The organism is Streptomyces sp. NPDC048257, assembly GCF_043201855.1.
Lineage (GTDB): Bacteria > Actinomycetota > Actinomycetes > Streptomycetales > Streptomycetaceae > Streptomyces.
Genome location: NZ_JBICZI010000003.1, coordinates 525,962 through 543,906, shown reverse-complemented (window position 1 = coordinate 543,906; position 17,945 = coordinate 525,962). Strand labels below are relative to the sequence as shown.

Below are 17,945 nucleotides of genomic sequence, written 5' to 3'. Positions count from 1 at the left end.
ACCGCACGGCACTGCCCCGGCACTGCGGCAACCCGCAGCCGAGGGCGACTTACGCAGCCAACCGGGGGGCCTCGGCGCGCGCCGTGGACCCGGCGTGCCACTCGGGCTGCTACTGCTGGGCCGGGCCGGGCGCCGCCCGCCCCGGCCGTCCCCGCACACACGAGGAGCCACGCACATGCCGATCCGCGCCCGCCGAAGCCGCCTCCGCACCGGACTGTCCGTCACCGTCCTGACCGCCGCCGCGCTCGCAGGGCTCCTGCAGCCCGCGCAGGCGGCCGGCGACCCGGGCCCGGACGGCGGCCGCCAGCGCCACGACAAAGGCCTCCAGCGCCAGCTCGACGGGCTGGTCGCCCAGGACGACGGCCCGCCCGGGGTGATCGCCATGCTCACCCGTGGGGACCGTACGGAGGTGTACACCGCCGGCGTCGGCGACATCGAGACCGGCCGCCCACCGCACCCCGACGACCACATGCGCATCGCCAGCATCGCCAAGGCGTTCAGCGGGGCCGTCGCCCTCCGGCTCGTCGACCAGGGCCTGCTCTCCCTCGACGACACCATCGGCGAGCGTCTGCCCGACCAGCCGGAGGCCTGGCACGCGGTGACGCTGCGCCAGCTCCTCCAGCACACGAGCGGCCTGCCGGACTTCTCGGCCGACCCCGGGTTCCTGGAGATCCTCACCGCCGACCCGCGCCACGTGTTCGACCCGCGCACCCTCCTCGACTTCGTGGCCGACGAGCCGCTGCGCTTCGTCCCCGGCTCCCTGTACGAGTACTCCAACTCGGACAACATCGCCGTCGCGCTGATGGCGGAAGCCGTCACCGACCGCCGCTACGAGGACCTCCTCAAGGAGCTCGTGTACCGCCCGCTGGGGCTGCGCCGCACCAGCCTGCCCCTGGGCTACCGGCTCCCGCATCCGTACCTGCACGGCTACGACGTCCAGCCGCCGGCCGCGCCGGAGGACATCAGCGAGGCCGTGGGCGCCTCCGGCGTCTGGGCCTCCGGTGGCATCGTCTCCACCCCGAGGGAACTGGGCACCTTCATCCGCGCCTACGGCGGTCCCGGCCTGCTGTCGGCGCAGACCCGCAAGGAGCAGCTGACCTTCCGTCCCGGCGACTCCTCGGAGCCGGCCGGCCCCGGCACCAACGCCGCCGGGCTGGCGATCTTCCAGTACACCACCCGCTGCGGCGTGCTCTACGGCCACACCGGGAACTTCCCCGGGTACACCCAGCTCGCCGCCACCACGCCCGACGGCACCCGGTCGCTGACCTTCTCGATCAACACCCAGACCAGCAAGGGCAACAAGCCCGCCCTGCTGGCCCGACTGCGCACGGTGCAGGAGAACTTCGTCTGCGCCCTGCTCAAGGGGCACTGAGCCGCGGCGGCTGCGGTTGCTCCGGCGCTCCGGCGCTCCGGCGACCTGGTGGCGGCGTAGGGGGCGTAGCGGCGTGGCGCGAAAACGATCACGCTCGCCCGCGCCGCCACCCGCGGTCCCTATGCTGACGCCATGCTCGACATACCTCTTTCAGCGCTGGAAGTCGCGATGGTGCAGACGGGCACCCGGGCCGCGGACACCCTGCGGGACACCGCGGCCTTCGCCCAAGGACTGGAGCACCTCGGCTACCACCGCATCTGGTACGCGGAGCACCACCACTCGCCGGCGATCGGCGCGTTCCCTCCGGTCGTGCTGACGGCGCACGCGGCCGCGTCGACCTCGGCCATCCGTCTCGGTTCGGGCGGGGTGCTGGCCCCCAACCACGCCCCCATCACGCTGGCGGAGCAGTTCGGCACGCTGGCCGCCCTGCACGAGGACCGCATCGACCTGGGCATCGGCCGCGGTCCCGGCACGTTCGACGACGCCACCGCGCGGGCGCTGCGCCGCGGGGCCGGCCCGGCGACGGATGCCGAGTACCGGGACGACGTGGCCGCGATCCTGTCGTTCCTGGTGGACGAGGTGGCACTGGGTCCGCTGCCGGAGCCGTGGCTGCTGGCTTCCAGCCCCGCGGGGGCCGCGCTCGCCGCGGAACTCGGCCTGCCGGTCGCGGTCGCGCACCACATCCGGCCGGACAACACCCTTGCGGTTCTGGAGAGTTACCGGTCGGTCTTCGCCCCGTCCCGCTGGTGCGAGCGGCCGCGGGTGCTGCTGTGCGTGGAGGCGGTGTGCGCGGAGACGGAGGAGGAAGCCGTCCGGCGCGCGGGGCCGATGAACGTCGTCAAGGCCGGCCTCCTGAAGGGGGAGAGCCAGACGCCCTTCCCCACCCCAGCACGGGCGGCCACCCACCCCTTCACGGAGCAGGAACGGCAGGCGCTGGCGGGCTTCCGCGCCCAGCAGGCCGTCGGCACGCCCGAGACCGTCGTGAAGAGGCTCGCACACCTGGCCGCCGAGACCGGGGCGGACGAGCTGATGCTGGCCACGCCCGTCCACGACCTCGGTGACCGCATCGCCTCGTACGCGCTCATCAGGAAGCACTGCGGAGCCGCGACCGCACCGTAGGCCGGGGCCACCGCCGCCGCTGCGGCGCGCCGCCCGGCGCGACCGGATGAAGGTCCCCGCGGCTCCCACGGGCCCCGCGGCGTCGGCGGACCATGACCGTGACGCTGCTCACACACGACGCCGTACCGCGGAACCGCCACAGCCGTTGGGGCGCCGAGGTTGTCGGCCTCCCACTGGACATCCGTGCGCACCGAAGTGGGCAAAACGGGCCTTTTGGTCGAGGAAGGGCTCCGAACGGATGACCTAGCCTGGATCGACCAGCGAGATCCGGGGGCTGAGGGCAAAGGAAGAGCACGTCCATGCGCATCACCACCAGTTCCGCACGTCGTCGACGGGCGGGCCACGCCGCTGCGGCCGCCCTCCTCGGCCTCCTGGTGGCATCCGGCACTCCGGCGTACGCCGCCACGGACGGCTCGGCGGACCGCCGCGCCCCGGACGCGCCCCCGTTCGGCCACTCCGCACCGGCCGGAACCGCGGGCGCCGCTCAGGGCGCCTCCGGAGTCCCGCTGGGGATCTCCCGGCTGGCGCAGGGCGCGGGCCGCCACGTCGCGATCACCATCGACGACGGGCCGGACCCCCGCTGGACGCCCCAGGTCCTGGAGACGTTGCGAAAGAATCATGTCAAAGCCACCTTCTGCATGATCGGCACCAAGGCGCAGAAATACCCGGAGCTGGTGCGTGCGGTCGCCGCCGACGGGCACCGGCTGTGCGACCACTCCGTCGACCACGACGTGACCATGGACCACAAGCCCGTCGCCTACCAGCGGCAGCAGATCCTCGAGGGCAAGGCCATGATCGAGAAGGCCGTTCCCGGGGTCCCCGTCACCTACTACCGCGCGCCGGGTGGAGCCTTCACCCCCGACAGCCGCGCGATCGCCGCCGCGAACGGGATGCGGCCGCTGGGCTGGAGCGTCGATCCCAAGGACTGGAGCCGGCCGGGCCTGAAGTCCATCCTCTCCACCGTGGAGGGCAAGCTCCCCCAGCAGCCGACGGTCCTCTTCCACGACGGGGGCGGCGACCGCAGCGAGACCGTCGCCGCGCTGAAGGAGTACCTGCCCTGGCTCACCGAGCAGGGCTACAGCTTCTCCTTCCCGGCCCGCACCACCCCGTAGCGCCCGGTCCGGGCCCGCCTCCGCGCTACGCGGGGAGGCGGAAGCCGTTGAAGGGGCCGTCCATGCCGCGCAAGGCCGGACGGGGCCGGGGTGGCAATGACCGCGAGATCGCGGACGGCCACCGCGACCGGATTGCGCAGGACGCCCAGACGCCCGACGCGGCGGGCACGGACACGCACGGCGTCGGTGCGGTCGCGGGGGGCGGGGTGTACGCGCGAGGGCGGCCGGAACGGCGGTGTCCCCGCCGCCCCCGCACTCTCCGGCGGGCAGCAGAGGGGCGAGGACCTCTGCGTCCTCGATGGCCCGGCAGCCGCCCTGGCCGGGCCGGCGCCGAACTGCGGCCGAGCCGTCAACGGGATATCAAGGAGCGTGAAGGCGAGCACGAGGCCCGACAGACGCCACCCGACGGTGAGGAGAACGCCTCGTGGAGTTCGAGGTCAATGGCACCCGGCACGCGGTGGACGTGGACGACGACCCGGCCGCGGTGGAGGTGCTGCGGGACCGGCTGGGTCTGACCGGCACCAAGCTGGTCTGCTCGGGCGGGGTGTGCGGGGCCTGCACGATCCACGTCGACGGTGAGCCCCGGGTGTCCTGCCTGACACCGGCGGTCGCGCTGGCCGGCCGACAGGTCACGACCGTGGAGGGCCTGCCCGACCACCCGGTGGCACGCGCCTTCGCCGGCGAGGACGCCCTCCAGTGCGGCTACTGCACCCCGGGGTTCGTCCTCGAGGCGGCGGCGTTCTTCGAGCGGTGGCGAGCCGCCCACGGCCGCACCCGGCCGGGGCGCGAGCCGATCGCGGACGCGCTCGCGGGTCACCTGTGCCGGTGCGGTGCGTACGAGGGAATCTTCAGCGCCGTGGCCGCGGCCTGCGCGGGGGACTACGACGCGGCGCCGACCAGCGGGGAGGCGCCGGCGGTCCCGCGCGCCGAAGCCCCGGAGAAGATCGACGGATCGGCCCGGTACACCACGGACCTGCGCCCCGAGGGGCTGCTGGAGGGGGTGATCATCCGATCGCCGCACGCGCATGCGCACGTACGCTCCCTCGAGGCCGGGGACGTGCCGCTGGTACCGCTGCTGCCCCCGGACGGCGTAGTGCGGTACGTCGGGCAGCCGGTCGCCGCGGTCGCGGCGCCGGACCGGGCCGCCGCCCGGGCGGCGGCCGCGCGGGTCACGGTGGACTACGAGGTACTGCCGGCAGCCCTGGACGTACGCCAGGCCCGTACCGGCGAGGGCCCGTTGGTCTACGAGGACAAAGCCGCACGCAAGCGGGCGCCGGGTTCCGGCGAGACGCCCCAACTCATGCCCGTCCGCTGGCGCGGCAACCTGCGCGGCCCGTCCGTCATGAGCAAGCGCCCCGCCACGGCCGTGCGCCGAATCACCGAGGCCCGGAGCCGCAACCCCGAGCGAGTGGTCGAGGGCCTCTTCACCACCGCCGCGCAGACACACACACCGCTCGAGCCGCACGCCTGCCTGGCCCGGTGGGTCGACGGCACCCTCCACCTGGAGGTGTCCACACAGTCGGTGAAGCACACCGCCGAGCTCGCCGCCGAGCGCTTCGGCGTGCCCGTCGAACGGGTGGTGGCGCGGGCCGTCCACGTGGGCGGCGGTTTCGGCTGCAAGATGGGGCTGACCTCCGACGTCGTCGCCGCGGGCGAGCTCGCGCGGCTGCACGGCGCCCCGGTGCGGGTGGTACTGGACAGGGACGAGGAGCTCACCGACGGCGGATACCGGCCCGGCACCCGGATCCGGCTGGCGATGGTCGCGGACGAAGCCGGCGATCTGAGTGCGCTGGCCATGGACGTGGACAACGACGGCGGGATCGCGGTGGGCGGCACCGTGGCGGCCCTGGCCCGGTTCATGTACGGCAAGGCCCCCCGCCGGCTCCGCGACTTCGACACGGTCACCCACCGGCCTCCGGGCGCTCCGTTCCGCGGTCCGGGCGGACCCACGATGTGCTGGGCCCTGGAGCAGGCCGTCGACGAGATGGCCCACCGGCTCGGCCAGGACCCGATCGCCCTGCGCCGCCGCTGGGACGGAAACCCCAAGAGGCACGCCCTGTACGACCGGGCCGCCGCGCTTGCGGTCTGGTCGGGCCCCCGCGGCGGCGCCGGGCGGTTCCGCCGCGGCGTCGGCGTCGCGGCGGCCAACTGGCTGTACTTCCTCGATCCCGTCACCGAGGTCGAGCTCACCGTCGAGGACGGGGTCGTCGTCGCCCGCTGCGCCGTGCAGGACATGGGCACGGGCTCGCGCACCGTACTGCGCCGGGCCGTCGCCGCGGGGCTCGGCCTGTCCGAGGGCAAGGTGCGCGCCGAGATCGGCCTGAGCGATGCCGTACACGGTCCCACCTCCGGCGGCAGCCGCACCACGCCCTCCCTCGTGCCCGCCGCCGCGGACGCCGCCGCCCGGCTGCGCGACGCGCTCGGCGGCGGTGACATCGCCGCCCGGCTGGACACGGCGCACGGCCTGCGGGTGACCGGCCGGCGCCCCCGCGACCGCCGGGGCTTCGTGACCCCGTTCACCATGGGCGGTATCGCGATCGGCCGCGGCTTCACCGGATCGGTGCAGGTCGCCGAGGTCGAGGTGGACACACGGCTCGGTCGCGTCCGCCCGCTGAGCGTGTGGAGCGGCATCTCCGCGGGCCGGATCCACGAGGACCGGCTGGCCCGCAGTCAGTGTGAGGGGGCCGTCGTACAGGGCGTCGGCTACGCCCTGTACGAGGAGCGGCGCACCGACCCGGCCACCGGGCGGGTGCTGACCGAGAACCTGGAGGACTACCGCATCCCCGGCATCGGCGACACCCCCGAGATCACCATCCACTTCCACCAGGAGGGCTTCGAGCACGTGCCCGGCGGCGGAGTCGGCCTCGGCGAGATCGCGACCCTGCCCACGGCGGCCTGCCTGGCCAACGCGGTCCACGACGCCACGGGCTGGCGTCCGTACGACATGCCCATCCGCCCCGACCGGCTCCTGGAAGGACTGGGCACGTGAGCACCGAGAACGCCCTCACCGACCTCTCGGCCGCCGTCCTCGCCCGCGGCGGGGAGCTGCGCGCCGGCGGCACCGACACCACCGCCCGGCAGCGCAGCGGTCTCTCTCCGGGGCCCTTCATCGACCTCGGCGGCGCCGGCCACCTGCGCGGCTGCACGCCGTTGCCCGGCGGCGGGCTGCGGATCGGCGCCCTGACGACCCTCGCCGAGCTGGCCGGCGATCCGCAAGTACGCGCCGGCTGGCCGGCCCTGGCCCTGTCGGCCGGGATCGCGGCCACTCCGCAGATCCGCGCCGCCGGCACCTTGGGCGGCAACCTGCTGCAGCGCAACCGCTGTTGGTACTACCGCAATCCTCACTTCAGCTGCCTCCAGAAGGGCGGCACCGGCTGCCCCGCACGTCAGGGCGACCACCAGTTCGGCGTGGTCAGCGGCGACGGCCCGTGCGTCGCCCCGCACCCGTCCACCCTTGCGATGGCCCTGCTCACCTACGCTGCCGAGGTCCAGATCCACGGCGAATCCCCGCGCGCCGTCGCCGACTTGTACGGGGACGGCGACCGGCTCTCCCACGCCGACCACCTGCTGCCGCCGGACAGCATCCTCACCGCGGTCCACCTGCCCGCCCCCCTGCCCGGCGAACGTGCCGCCTGCCACCGGGCCATCAGCCGGGCCCACGCCGAATGGCCCCTGGTCGAGGCCGCCGCCCGGCTCGTGCTCGACGGCTCCACCGTCACACACGCCGCCGTCGCGGCGGGCGGAGTGGCGCGCGTACCGCTGCGGCTCAGGGAGGTGGAGGCCGCCCTCATCGGCCGCGAGGCCACCCCCGACGTCCTCGCCGCAGCCGCAGCGACGGTCCTCGACCGGTGCCGGCCGCTGCCGCAGACCGGCTACAAGACCCAACTGTTCGCCCACACCGTCCTGGAAGCCCTGGAACAAGCCGTCGGCCCGGCTACCACCCCCTAGAGCCCGCTGACCGCACCCGAACAGCGCATCCCCGGTGACACGATGAAGTGGATGCGGTCGGGCCCCGACCCGGGGGAGTGGATCGGGGCCCGACCGTTCACGGTGGTGCCTGTCGTGGGGTTAGCGGCGGAAGGCGTCCTTGGTCTTTTCCTTGGCCTGGCGGGCGTCGCCCTTGGCCTGCTCGGCGCGGCCTTCGGCGGTCATGCGTTCGTTGCCGACGGTGCGGCCGACGGTCTCCTTGGCCTTGCCCTTGGCCTGCTCGACGTGCGCCTTGGCCTTCTGTTCACCCGACATGGGGACCTCCTCGTATCGGAACCGGATTGGTCTGACCACGCTCCTGCTCACATCCGCAGCCCCTAAACGTGGCTGCCGAGATGCCCGGTAGCACCGCTCCGCCGCCGAGCCGGCGGGAACCGCCCGGACCGTTCCTACTTCTTCGCCGCGTCGTCGGCATTGCGCCAGACCGTCAGGTCGACGGTGATGAAGCTGGTCTCTCCCTTAGCGCCCGACCTGCCGCGGAAGGTCGCCAGCGTGATGTGGCCGGCCTTGCTCAGCACGCAGACCTGCGACCCGTCCGTGAGCTGGTCGAGGCCGATCTTCTCGGTGAAGCGGGTGACGGCGCGGCAGGTCTCCAGGGAGCCCTTCTCGGAGTTGTTCAGCAGGACGAGCTTGCCGTTCGCGGTACCGAACTTCTCGTCCCCGAACAGGGTGTCCCGGTAGTAGAAGAGGTCCCCGTGCCCGTAGAGCACGCCGGCGCCGGTCGGTTCCTCGGCCGGGCGCGGCGGGTTGTCGGCGAACATCAACTGGTGGTTCTGGGGTACTTCGATGCCCTGGTACGCGACCGGCTGCGGGTCGGGCCGCTTCTGCGAGCCGCTGCCGCCGCCGGACGCCTTGTCTCCGCCGCCCTGGCCGGCGCCGTCCGGCAGCAGGGACCCGAGGACCACGAGCCCGATGACCGCCGCCGCGACCGTCCCGATGACGATCAGCCCCGTCCGCTTGGGCCGCGGGGGAGCGGGCGGACCGGGAACGAAGCCCTGGGTGTGGAACGGCGGCGGCGTGCTGTGGCCCGGGGCGAACGAGGGCTGCGTGTACTGGGGTTGGCTGAACTGCGGCTGCGCCTGTGGGTACGAGGGCTGCGGGTACGCGTACGGGGGCGGCGTCCGGTAGCCCGGCGGTACGACCCCCGGAGCCCCCGGCGCGGGCTGCGCCGGAGCTGCCTGCGTCGGCGCGGCGGCCACGCCGGTCGGTGTGTACCCGGGCGCGGCGGCGGGTACCGCAGGCGCGCCCGGGGCCGGGGACTGCGGCGAGACCTCGGTCGGAACGGGAGTCGGCGTCGCCGCGGCCGTCGGCGGCTGCGGCGGCGGGGTGGGCGCCGGCGCGGGCAGGCGCAGCCGCTCGGTGATGGAACCGGCGACGGCCTGCGGAAGCCAGTCCTCGCCCTGGCGCAGCGGAGCCTCCGAGGCCGCGTTGCACAGCTCGATGACCTCGGTCAGGGTCGGGCGGTCGGCCGGGTCGCGGCTGAGGCAGCGGGTCACCACCGGCCGCAGCTCCTCGGGCAGGGCGCTGAGGTCGGGGTCCTCGTGCACGATCCGGTAGAGCACCGCGTGCGAGGGCCCGTCGCCGAAGACGGACGCCCCGATCGCGGTGAAGGCCGCGATCTGCCCGAGGGCGAAGACGTCGGTGGCCGGGGTGACCGTGCCGGCCGAGGCCTGTTCGGGCGCCATGAACGCCGGGGTGCCGACGCTGACGCCGGTGCTGGTCAGGGCGGTGGAGTCGGCGGCCCGGGCGATGCCGAAGTCGATGACGCGAGGGCCGTCGGAGGCGAGCAGCACGTTGGCGGGCTTCAGGTCCCGGTGGACGATGCCCGCGCCGTGGATGACGTGCAGCGCCTCGGCGACCCCGACGGTCAGCAGCAGCACGCTGCGCACCGGCAGCGCGCCGTGCCGGGCCACGGCGTGGGCGAGCGAGGGGCCGGGGACGTAGGCCGTGGCCAGCCAGGGCTGGGCGCCCTCGGTGTCCGAGTCGATGACCGGTGCGGTGTAGAGCCCCTGAACCCGCTCCGCGGCCCGCACCTCCTGCTGGAAGCGCCGCCGGAACTCGGGGTCCTCGCTGAACTCGGGCCGGATCACCTTGATGGCGATGGGCCGGCCGCCCGGCGTGTAGGAGAGGTAGACCTTGCCCATGCCGCCCGCACCCAGCACGGCCGCCAGGCGGTAGCCCCCCACGATGGCCGGATCGTCCGCGTTGAGCGGCTGGAAGAAGTCGGCGGAAGGTGCACTGCCCATGGGGACCCATCTCTGATTGCGGCGTCAGCACCTGCCGGCGCCCCGAAGTCAACCGAGAGCGTACCCAATGCCCGCACCCGACCCGCCCCGGGGACCGCCGGTCCGACTCCGGGAGTTGGCGGCTCAGACCACGGTGCCGCGGTTGCGCGGGTCGGCCGCTACCAGCCGAAGCGGCGGTCGACCACGGCCGCGAACTCCTCGAAGGTCAGCACGCGGTCGCCGTTCTGGTCGGCCGCGTCGAAGAGCGCCGAGGAGTCGTGGGTGTCCCCGACGCCCCAGAAGGGGATCGCTCCCTGCGCCGCGAGGGTCGGACCCTTGGAGCGCAGGGCACCGATGACCTCGGCGCGGGTCAGAGTGCCGTCCTGGTCGAGGTCGAGGGCGTCGAACAGGCGCCGGGCCTTCTCGCTCATCGCGTGGTCCTCTCAGCAGTGCGCGGCCCGTCTCCCGGGCGGCGCGTCCTGCACGGGAGGACGTCGTGGGTCCCCGCGGGGTTGCCGCCTGCCGTGTGTCGGTTTCGGCGGGGCGCGGTGGGCTCACGGACGGGCCCCGGCCCCCCGGCGGTTGAAGGGCAGCCTGCCGAGTACGACCGCCATCCCGCAGGTGTCGGTGAGCGCGGAGAAGACCAGGCCGCCCCCGATCGCCGCGGACAGCACTGTGAACGCCGGGTGGACGAGCAGCCCGAGGGCCAGGCCGAGCAGCACACTGACGCCCGCGGTGAAGCGGACCTGGCGTTCCATCGCCCAGACGGCCCGCTTCCGGGGGCCGTCGGGATACTGAAGGCCATGGCCCTCGGCGGTCCAGGCCTGCGTACCGCCCGTCAGGCTCGATGCGGGGATGCCTTGGGAGGCCAGGGTTCCGGCGGCGTTTTCCGAACGGGCACCGGAGGCGCACACGACGAGCAGGGGCCTGTGTCCGGCGGCCCGTCGCAGCTCCGGCAGGCTCCGGGTGAGCCGGTCGAGGGGGACGTTGACGGCGCCCGGCAGGTGGCCGGACGCGAACTCGCCCGGAGTCCGGACGTCCACGACGGTCAGCTCGGGCAGCCGCGGATGCGCCTGACTGACGTCGAGGGGGGTGGGAACGCTCATGGCGGACCTGGTCCTTGGCAGAGGGGGAGAGGGGCTCGGCGGTGCGCCGAGACGGGTTCGGCGCGACGTGCGACGCCGTTGCCATGCCGGGGATGTTAGGCACTGAGGGACGACCCGGCCAGGAGCCGGTGACCCTGCCACGCGATTGCCACGTACCGGCAACAAACCAGCGGGGGACGCGGGGGACGCGGCGGACGCGGCGGACGCCCTCATTCGTGTCCCCGAACGGTCGCCGTGTCACCAGCTGACGTACAGGGCCTGCGGCGAGCGGTGGATCAGGGTGGGCCGCATCTGCGGGCGTGGACGGTCCCGGTCCAGTCGCAGGTCCGGCATGCGGCGAATGAACAGATCGAGTGTCAGCCGGAGTTGATCGCGGGCCAGCTGGGAACCGGGGCAGCCGTGCGGCCCGTACCCGAAGGCGACGTGCTGCCGGTTCCCGGGCCGGGTGATGTCGAACTCACCTGGTCGCTCGTATCGTTCCTGATCGCGGTTGGCCGAGCCGTACGCCACCAGCACGGTGGCCCCCGCGGGCAGTTTCGTCCCGGCGAGCGTCACCGGCCGGGTGGTGGTCCGGCGGAAGGCCTGGATGGCGGTGTCGTACCGGACTGCCTCCTCCACCGCCGCCGGGATCAGGGACGGATCGGCGCGGAGCATCCGCCACTGCCGCCGGTCGCCGAGCAGGTGCAGCAGCATGGTGCCGATGAGGGCGCTCGTGGTGAGGAATCCGGCGATCAGCAGGTTCTGCAGGCTCGTCACCAGTTCGTGGCGCTGTTCGAGGGTGAGCTCGGCGTCACCGGGGGCCAGGGCGGCCACCATGGCCGAGCACATGTCGTCCCGGGGCCGGGCGCGGCGGTCGCGCACGTACCCGTCCAGCAGGTGCTGGAGCGCGACCACATCCTCGGCGGCGGCCACCTGCCCCGCCGGTGACAGCGGCCGGAACAGCAGTTCCTCGGCCCGGTGGCCGCCGTGCACGGCCACGGGCACGTCGGCCGGGTCCAGCCCGAGCAGCCGTCCGACCACCATCCCGGGCAACCGCCGGGCGTACGCCTCCACCAACTCCGCGGACCCGTCCGCCGCGAAGCCGTCCACCAACTCCCGTGCGCACGCGCGGGCGTACGGCAGGAGCGCTGCCACCCGGGCGGCGGACAGCCCCCGGTTCAGCGGGGCCCGGTGCCGCCGGTGGGCCGCGCCGTCGCTGGACACGACGGTGGGCCGGGGTCCGAACCCCCGCGGCAGGACGCCGAGCGCCGCTTCGGAGAGCGGTACGTCCGGCAGGAGGGCGTTGGCCGAGGAGAAGTCCTCCGCGCGACGCAGCACCTCCCGCACGTCCCGGTCGCGCGCCACCAGCCACGCGTCGAACTTGGGTACGTACGTCAGCCCCTCGGCCCGGCGGGCGCGCTCGTAGAGCGGATAGGGGTCGCGGTACAGCTCGTCACGCCGCGCCTGGTCGTCGTGCCACGTCACTGGGACCTCCGGATCACGGTCGGGACCGGGCGGGGGCCACGGCCGCGGGTGACCTCCGGTGCGCCGGGTCATCCTGCCCGAAACCGGCCCGGCCCGGTAGGGCGCCTGCCGCGGGTTCCTCACCGGACCCTCTCCCCGGCCCGGCCCGGCCCGGTGGGCCGGTCGAGTGATGCCCGTGGCGCGGCGCGGCGGAATGCCACGGGCGGGGCAGGAGCCTGTGCGGCCATGAAACGGGCAGTCCGAGCTCCTGGCGGTCGCCGCCATGGTCATCCTCTCGGTCTACCTGCGTCAGCGGGGCTCCCCGGAGTCCAAGCCGGTCGGCGCCGCCCACTCGTCGACGGGGGTGGAGGGGTGATCCCCGGGCGCTTCTCGCCGAGCGGGCCGAGGAGTCGGCACCGTCTACCCCGGGGTGGGCGGGAGCCGGTGCTGGGCCAGATACGCCTCGGCCGCCAGGAGGGCGGCGTGGGTTCCGCGCTGCCCCATCAGCACGCACAGCGTGTATGCGGCGTCATCCAGGTCCCTGCGGGCCCCGGGGTCGTCGGGCGACGAGAGGGCGCGCCGGCGGGCGGCGCGCAGGTGATTGAGGTGGCGGCGTAGCGCGAAGGTGTTCGGAAGGAGGCGGGGCGACGTCCCGGCCACGGGAGCGGGCGGGGTCTGTGCCCGGGCGATGGCCGTGTGCAGGGCCCGCTCCAGGGACGGGACGACGTAGCGGTCGGTGAACATCGCCACGACCGCGTCAGCCATCGTCTGCGGCGTCGTGGCGGCGGCCTGCGCGGTGTCGACGATGATCCGGCGGGCGGTGTCCGCCGTGCAGGGGACGAGTGCCATGAGGACGCCGGTGGCACGGCCGACCGCCGCCTGTGCGGCCATCGGGTCGGCGCCCGTCCCCGTGGGCGCGGGTGTGGCCGCGGGGGATTGGGGTGGTGGTGTGCTGGCCATGGCCGTCCGCTCCTTCGTCCCGCCTCGGACCGGGGCGGTGCCAGAGGGTTCCTGCTGGAATAGCAGGAACGCCGAGTCCACCCGGCCGGGGACACGCCTGCGTCACCCCCTCGGGCGGCGGATGACGCGCCAGGTTGACCCGGGAGGCAAGGGCGGGGCGGCGCGAAGGCGGGCCGGGGGCTCGTGCGCAACCCCCGGGGCCACTTACCGCCAGTTCTGCAGGGCGCGGGGCGGCCTGGCCGAACCCGACGGCCCCCGAGGAGTGAGCGAACGGGCTGGGGGTAGCCGCCGAGTACCCGCCCTTGTGCCTGCGTGCCGGGCCGGACCCGGCGCCCTCACAGACAAGGCGGCTTCGAGGAGGTGCACGTCATGTCCGCATCGAACCCGGCCTCCGACCCCGACCCGCGCCGATGGATTCCGCCGGGCGCCCGAGAAGGAGGCGGCGTCCCGCCGGGCGAAACCCCGCCCGGGGAGTCGAGCACCGGCTCCGGGGCAGGTCCGTACAGGCCGCTGTCCCGCGGCTGGGGCAAGGGACCCCTCGTGGTGATCTGCCTGGTCGCGCTGGTGTTTGCCCTCTTCTTCCTCGCCTACGCCATCATCCTGAACATCTGAGCCCCGGCGGAGCTACCGGAACGCCGGAGGGCGGGGGCCGCCTTGCACTGCGGTCGGCGCGGACGGCCCCGTCGACGCCGAGCCGCGCAGGGCCCGGGCCGCCGACGTGGTGGGCCGACGCCGTCCACGAACAGCCGGCACGCCGGGAGGTACCGCGTACCGGCCCAGCCCGTGCCGTGCGGGTGTCCGCCGAACGGAGTGCTCTGTTCGCCGTCCTGTGTGGGAGGGGGCGGGCCGGGTAGCCGACGTACATGTCTTCACTCAAGACGACCCTCGCCCCCTGGACCGACAGCACCCTTCCCCTCCTGGTCCGCGGCTATGCCTGGCTGCCCGACCGGATGCGTGTCACGCACGGGGGGCCGGTCCGCACCAGACTGCTCGGCCGACCGGCGATCGCGCTGCGCGGCCCGGCCGCCGTGCGCTTCTTCTACGACGAGAACCACATCAGCCGCACCTCGGCCCTCCCCGAACCCGTGCTCGACACGCTCTTCGGGCAGGGCGCCGTGCACACCCTGGACGGCGCCGCCCACCGCGCCCGCAAGGCCATGTTCCTCGCGCTCCTCAAGGACGAAGCGGGGGTGGCCGCGCTGGCCGACCACGTGGCCCTTCAGTGGTCCGTCGCGGTGGGCGACTGGACCGGTGGTCGGCACGTCGTGCTGTTCGACGAGGCCGCGCTGATCCTGGCCCGCTCCGTCTGCGAGTGGACGGGCGTCCGGCTCTCCGAGGAGGCCGTCCGGCAGATGGCCGAAGACTGCACGGCGATGGTCGACGGTTTCGCCACCCCCGGCGCCCGGCACTGGCGCGCTCGCGCCGCCCGCGCCCGCCAGGAGGACGCCCTGGCCGTCCTGGTCCGCGACGCCCGCGAGGGCGAGGAGCTGGCGGGCGACAGTGGCACCGCGTTCGAGGCCGTGGCCTGGCACCGGGACGCCGACGGCCGGCTGCTCGACCCGCACACGGCTGCCGTCGAGCTGCTCAACATCATCCGGCCCACCGTCGCCATCGCCTGGTTCGCCGCCTTCGCCGCGCATGCCCTGCACCGCTGGCCGGCTCACGGTGAGCTGCTCCGTAAGGATGCCGACGGGCAGTACGCACGGGCGTTCGCCCATGAGGTGCGTCGCTTCTATCCCTTCGCCCCGTTCGTCGGCGGCCTCGCGGCGACCGACGTGACCTGGCAGGGCGAAACCATCGCGAAGGACACCCTGGTTCTGCTCGACCTCTACGGTCACGACCACGACCCTGAACTGTGGGAGGCCCCGTACCGCTTCGACCCGCAGCGCTTCGTCGGACGCGAACCCGGCGCCGACGAGCTCATCCCACAGGGCGGCGGGGACCCCGCGCACGGCCACCGCTGCCCCGGCGAGGACATCACCGTCGCCGTACTGGCCACGCTCGCAGCGGAACTCGCCGCCCTCGACGTGCACGTCCCCGATCAGGACCTGTCGATCCCCCTGTCCCGGGTCCCCACCCGCCCACGCAGCGGATTCGTCTTCACCACGGCGGGATGTGACGTGCTCCGTTAGCGAGTGGGCGGTCAGGGGCCGGCGCAAGCACCAACAACGAGGGAGCACCGGCAGGCTCAAGGCCGAGGCGGTCCGCGCGGGTGATCATGGCGTGGCCGGGTAGCCGCCCCATGTGATCACCGTAGGCGTCGAAGAGGAGTACTTGCTGGTGGACCCGGATACGGGTCTGCCCGCTGCCCGTGTGGAAGACGTCCGCCGCACGGCCGGGCTCGGCCCGTTGACCGAGCGCGGAGAGGTTCAGAGCGAGCTGCTCCAGGCCCAGGTCGAGGTGGCCACCCCGGTGTGTTCCAGCCTGGAGGAGGTGGGCGGGCACCTCCTCCGGCTGCGCCACGCGGTGGCCTCGGCCGCAGAGGCGAACGGCTGCCGGACCGCTTCCACGGGCGCGGCACCACTGCGCAGCGCCGCCCGCGTGCCGGTGACACCGAAGCTGCGGTACCTGAGGATGGAGGGAGCGGCGCGGCAGCTCGTCGACGAACAGCTGATCTGCGGGATGCACGTCCATGTGGCCGTCCCGGACCCCGAGACGGGTGTGGCGGTGCTGAACCGGATCCGGGGCTGGCTGCCGACCCTGCTGGCCATGTCGGTCAACTCGCCCCTGTGGGACGGGCAGGACACGGGATTCGCGAGCTGGCGGACCATCGTGTTCAGCCGCTGGCCGGTCAGCGGACCACCGCCGTACTTCGCCGGCTCCGCGGACTACGAAGGCCGACTGCAGGCGCTGCTGGAGTCGGGAGTGATCGCCGACCGGGGCCAGGTCTACTGGCAGGCCCGGCTCTCGGACCGCTACCCCACGGTGGAGGTGCGGTGCATGGACGTCCAGCTCCGCGCCGACGACGCCGTCATGCTGGCCGGTGTCGTCCGGGGCCTGGTCGCGACGGCGATCGCCGAGGAAGAGGCGGGCACCCAGGCGTCCGGGTGCGCGGCGGAGCTGGTGCAGGCCGCCAACTGGCACGCGGCGCGGTACGGACTGAACGGCACCCTGCTGGATCCGCACGGCCGGCCGCACTCCAGCGGTGACGTGCTGTGTTCACTCATGCGCCACATCACTCCGGCCTTGGAGGACACGGGTGACCTGCGGCAGGTGAACGCCCTCCTCCACCGGCTCCTGCGCGAGGGCACGCCCGCCGACCGCCAGCGCCGCGCCGTGACCGAGGGCGGATTCCCGGCGCTGGTCGGCCTGATCGCCGGCGCGGACCCGCCGGACTGATCCCCAGCTGTCGCCCACGCCGCCGCATGGCGCCCGAGGGCCTGGGTAAGCGCGCCGCAGAGTCCATGAGGGAAGAAGGTGGCATGAGCCGCGACCGACGACCGGAGCTTCCGGCCCCCGTGCCGGAGAGCGAAGACCCGGTCACCCCCGACCTGCCCCCGGCCGGCCCCGCCGCGCCCGACCTGCCCGGGAGGGGCGGTGCGGACGACGCAGCTCCCGAAGACCGCCGCCGGGCGCAGGACGCGCCGGAGCAGGCACGTCCCGACGACGACGGAGCCGGGGGGTCTCCCGAGCCCCCGGACTGACGGGCGCGGGTCTCCCGCGTGGGGGACCGTCGTCCCTGCGGCCATGGGGACCTGCGGCCATGGGGACGCCGTCTGCCCAACCAGAATTGCGGGGCAGCCCTTAGGCCGTCTCTTCCGGATCTTGCCGGGCCCGGCCCGCCCGGCACGGCGCCTCGCCGGGTTGTCGGGGCGCCCGAGTAGTCCAGTACACGGGCGCCCCTCCGCCTTGCGATGCACCGCACCGGACGACCCGGGCTCATCCGGCAAGATCCGAAAGAGACGGCCTAGGGGCGGCTGCGCTGCTGGTTGCTGTCCTCGCGGAGTTGATCGGTGTGGCGGGTCATCTCATCGATGCGATCGACCAGTTCGGGGTGTTCGGGCTGGAGGTGGGACCGGCTGTCGGTGAGGGGGCGGACGAGGTGGGCGGCGTCGTGGTGGGCGAGCGCCTGGTTCAGTTCGCCGAGTTGCCGGTCGGCGGTAGCGGGGAGGTCGGTGAGCGCGGTGATCTGTCCGGCGAGGCGGCGCAGGGCGGCGGCGTTGTCACGGGCCCAAGCGGTGACGGTGCGGTCGGCGGCGCGGCGGTCTCGTACGGCTTGGACCCGCTGTTCGCCGGTGTCACCCGCGGAGCCGGGGCGAAGGCGCAGGTAACGGCGTTCGGCGGCCTGGCGGCTGGCGACGCCGAGGGGTTCGGCGAGGTCGGCCCAGCTGGCACCGGCCTCGCGGGCGGTTTCGATCAGTCCGCTCTCCCAGTCGGCGAGCTGTTCGCGCACGTGGCGCAGCAGGAGCAGCGAGGCGAGCGCCGGGTGTGGTCCGTCGTGCGACGGAGCAGTCCGGTGCTCGGGATGGGCGCGCTGTGCGTCGCGCAGGGCCTGGTCGATGGTGTGGAGCGCCGCCGCCGCGGCAACGAAGGAGGCCGGGCCCGGGTGGGGCGGCTGGGTTGGCTGGACTGAAGTCATGACGAGCTCCTCGCTGCGGCTTCGTCGTCGTATAGACGACAT

Annotated in this window: 16 protein-coding genes and 1 pseudogene; 10 read left to right on the top strand and 7 right to left on the bottom strand. The window is 74.0% G+C overall.

All coding sequences use genetic code 11. The features are described 5' to 3' along the window. Positions 1-175 precede the first annotated feature (175 nt). The 5 genes from ACGFZK_RS10225 to ACGFZK_RS10205 all read left to right on the top strand — a co-directional run bounded on the left by ACGFZK_RS10225 (position 176) and on the right by ACGFZK_RS10205 (position 7,551). Positions 176-1,372: a serine hydrolase domain-containing protein gene (locus ACGFZK_RS10225; RefSeq protein ID WP_393848403.1), complete on the top strand. Its 1,197-nt coding sequence runs from the start codon at positions 176-178 to the stop codon at positions 1,370-1,372. A gap of 132 nt (positions 1,373-1,504) precedes the next feature. Next, positions 1,505-2,491 carry an MsnO8 family LLM class oxidoreductase gene (locus ACGFZK_RS10220; protein ID WP_393848402.1) on the top strand — a complete coding sequence of 329 codons (987 nt, stop codon included), beginning with the start codon at positions 1,505-1,507 and terminating at the stop codon, positions 2,489-2,491. Between the two features lie 299 nt (positions 2,492-2,790). After that, entirely contained in the window at positions 2,791-3,603 is an 813-nt protein-coding gene (locus ACGFZK_RS10215) for a polysaccharide deacetylase family protein (RefSeq protein ID WP_393848401.1), read from the top strand. A gap of 424 nt (positions 3,604-4,027) precedes the next feature. Beyond that, positions 4,028-6,592, top strand: coding sequence for a molybdopterin-dependent oxidoreductase (locus ACGFZK_RS10210; protein ID WP_393848400.1), 2,565 nt, complete (start codon positions 4,028-4,030; stop codon positions 6,590-6,592). Continuing rightward, positions 6,589-7,551: an FAD binding domain-containing protein gene (locus tag ACGFZK_RS10205; RefSeq protein WP_393848399.1), complete on the top strand. Its 963-nt coding sequence runs from the start codon at positions 6,589-6,591 to the stop codon at positions 7,549-7,551. The genes ACGFZK_RS10210 and ACGFZK_RS10205 overlap by 4 nt, the downstream gene beginning before the upstream one ends. A gap of 120 nt (positions 7,552-7,671) precedes the next feature. Here the strand turns inward: ACGFZK_RS10205 and ACGFZK_RS10200 are convergent, their stop codons facing one another. From ACGFZK_RS10200 to ACGFZK_RS10180, 5 genes are all read right to left on the bottom strand, one after another. Further along, a complete protein-coding gene (locus tag ACGFZK_RS10200; protein ID WP_393848398.1) occupies positions 7,672-7,845 on the bottom strand; it encodes a CsbD family protein in 174 nt (57 codons plus the stop codon). A gap of 134 nt (positions 7,846-7,979) precedes the next feature. Next, a complete protein-coding gene (locus ACGFZK_RS10195) occupies positions 7,980-9,836 on the bottom strand; it encodes a serine/threonine-protein kinase (RefSeq protein ID WP_393848397.1) in 1,857 nt (618 codons plus the stop codon). Positions 9,837-9,994: 158 nt separating this feature from the next. Continuing rightward, positions 9,995-10,246 (bottom strand): EF-hand domain-containing protein, encoded by a 252-nt coding sequence (locus tag ACGFZK_RS10190; RefSeq protein WP_393848396.1) that lies wholly within the window; start codon positions 10,244-10,246, stop codon positions 9,995-9,997. A 123-nt stretch (positions 10,247-10,369) separates the two neighbouring features. Further along, positions 10,370-10,921, bottom strand: coding sequence for a rhodanese-like domain-containing protein (locus tag ACGFZK_RS10185; protein ID WP_393848395.1), 552 nt, complete (start codon positions 10,919-10,921; stop codon positions 10,370-10,372). Between the two features lie 237 nt (positions 10,922-11,158). Next, a complete protein-coding gene (locus ACGFZK_RS10180) occupies positions 11,159-12,385 on the bottom strand; it encodes a cytochrome P450 (RefSeq protein ID WP_393848394.1) in 1,227 nt (408 codons plus the stop codon). A gap of 229 nt (positions 12,386-12,614) precedes the next feature. On the opposite strand from ACGFZK_RS10180, the pseudogene ACGFZK_RS10175 reads away from it, so the two are divergent. Continuing rightward, a pseudogene (locus tag ACGFZK_RS10175) lies at positions 12,615-12,740 on the top strand (DUF6766 family protein); the annotation flags it as partial. Positions 12,741-12,784: 44 nt separating this feature from the next. Here ACGFZK_RS10175 and ACGFZK_RS10170 read toward each other — a convergent pair. Beyond that, positions 12,785-13,324: a DUF5133 domain-containing protein gene (locus ACGFZK_RS10170; protein ID WP_393848393.1), complete on the bottom strand. Its 540-nt coding sequence runs from the start codon at positions 13,322-13,324 to the stop codon at positions 12,785-12,787. 369 nt (positions 13,325-13,693) lie between these two features. Here ACGFZK_RS10170 and ACGFZK_RS10165 point away from each other — a divergent pair, with 369 nt between their 5' ends. The 4 genes from ACGFZK_RS10165 (at position 13,694) to ACGFZK_RS10150 (ending at position 16,968) form a co-directional block, all read left to right on the top strand. Then, positions 13,694-13,936 carry a DUF6480 family protein gene (locus ACGFZK_RS10165; RefSeq protein WP_393848392.1) on the top strand — a complete coding sequence of 81 codons (243 nt, stop codon included), beginning with the start codon at positions 13,694-13,696 and terminating at the stop codon, positions 13,934-13,936. Between the two features lie 251 nt (positions 13,937-14,187). Continuing rightward, on the top strand, positions 14,188-15,456 hold the full coding sequence (locus tag ACGFZK_RS10160; protein WP_393848391.1) for a cytochrome P450: 1,269 nt from the start codon (positions 14,188-14,190) through the stop codon (positions 15,454-15,456). A gap of 112 nt (positions 15,457-15,568) precedes the next feature. Continuing rightward, positions 15,569-16,663 (top strand): glutamate--cysteine ligase, encoded by a 1,095-nt coding sequence (locus ACGFZK_RS10155; RefSeq protein ID WP_393848390.1) that lies wholly within the window; start codon positions 15,569-15,571, stop codon positions 16,661-16,663. 83 nt (positions 16,664-16,746) lie between these two features. Further along, positions 16,747-16,968, top strand: coding sequence for a hypothetical protein (locus ACGFZK_RS10150; RefSeq protein WP_393848389.1), 222 nt, complete (start codon positions 16,747-16,749; stop codon positions 16,966-16,968). A gap of 263 nt (positions 16,969-17,231) precedes the next feature. Here ACGFZK_RS10150 and ACGFZK_RS10145 read toward each other — a convergent pair whose 3' ends face one another. Next, positions 17,232-17,903: an HSP18 transcriptional regulator gene (locus ACGFZK_RS10145; protein ID WP_393848388.1), complete on the bottom strand. Its 672-nt coding sequence runs from the start codon at positions 17,901-17,903 to the stop codon at positions 17,232-17,234. Positions 17,904-17,945 lie beyond the last annotated feature (42 nt).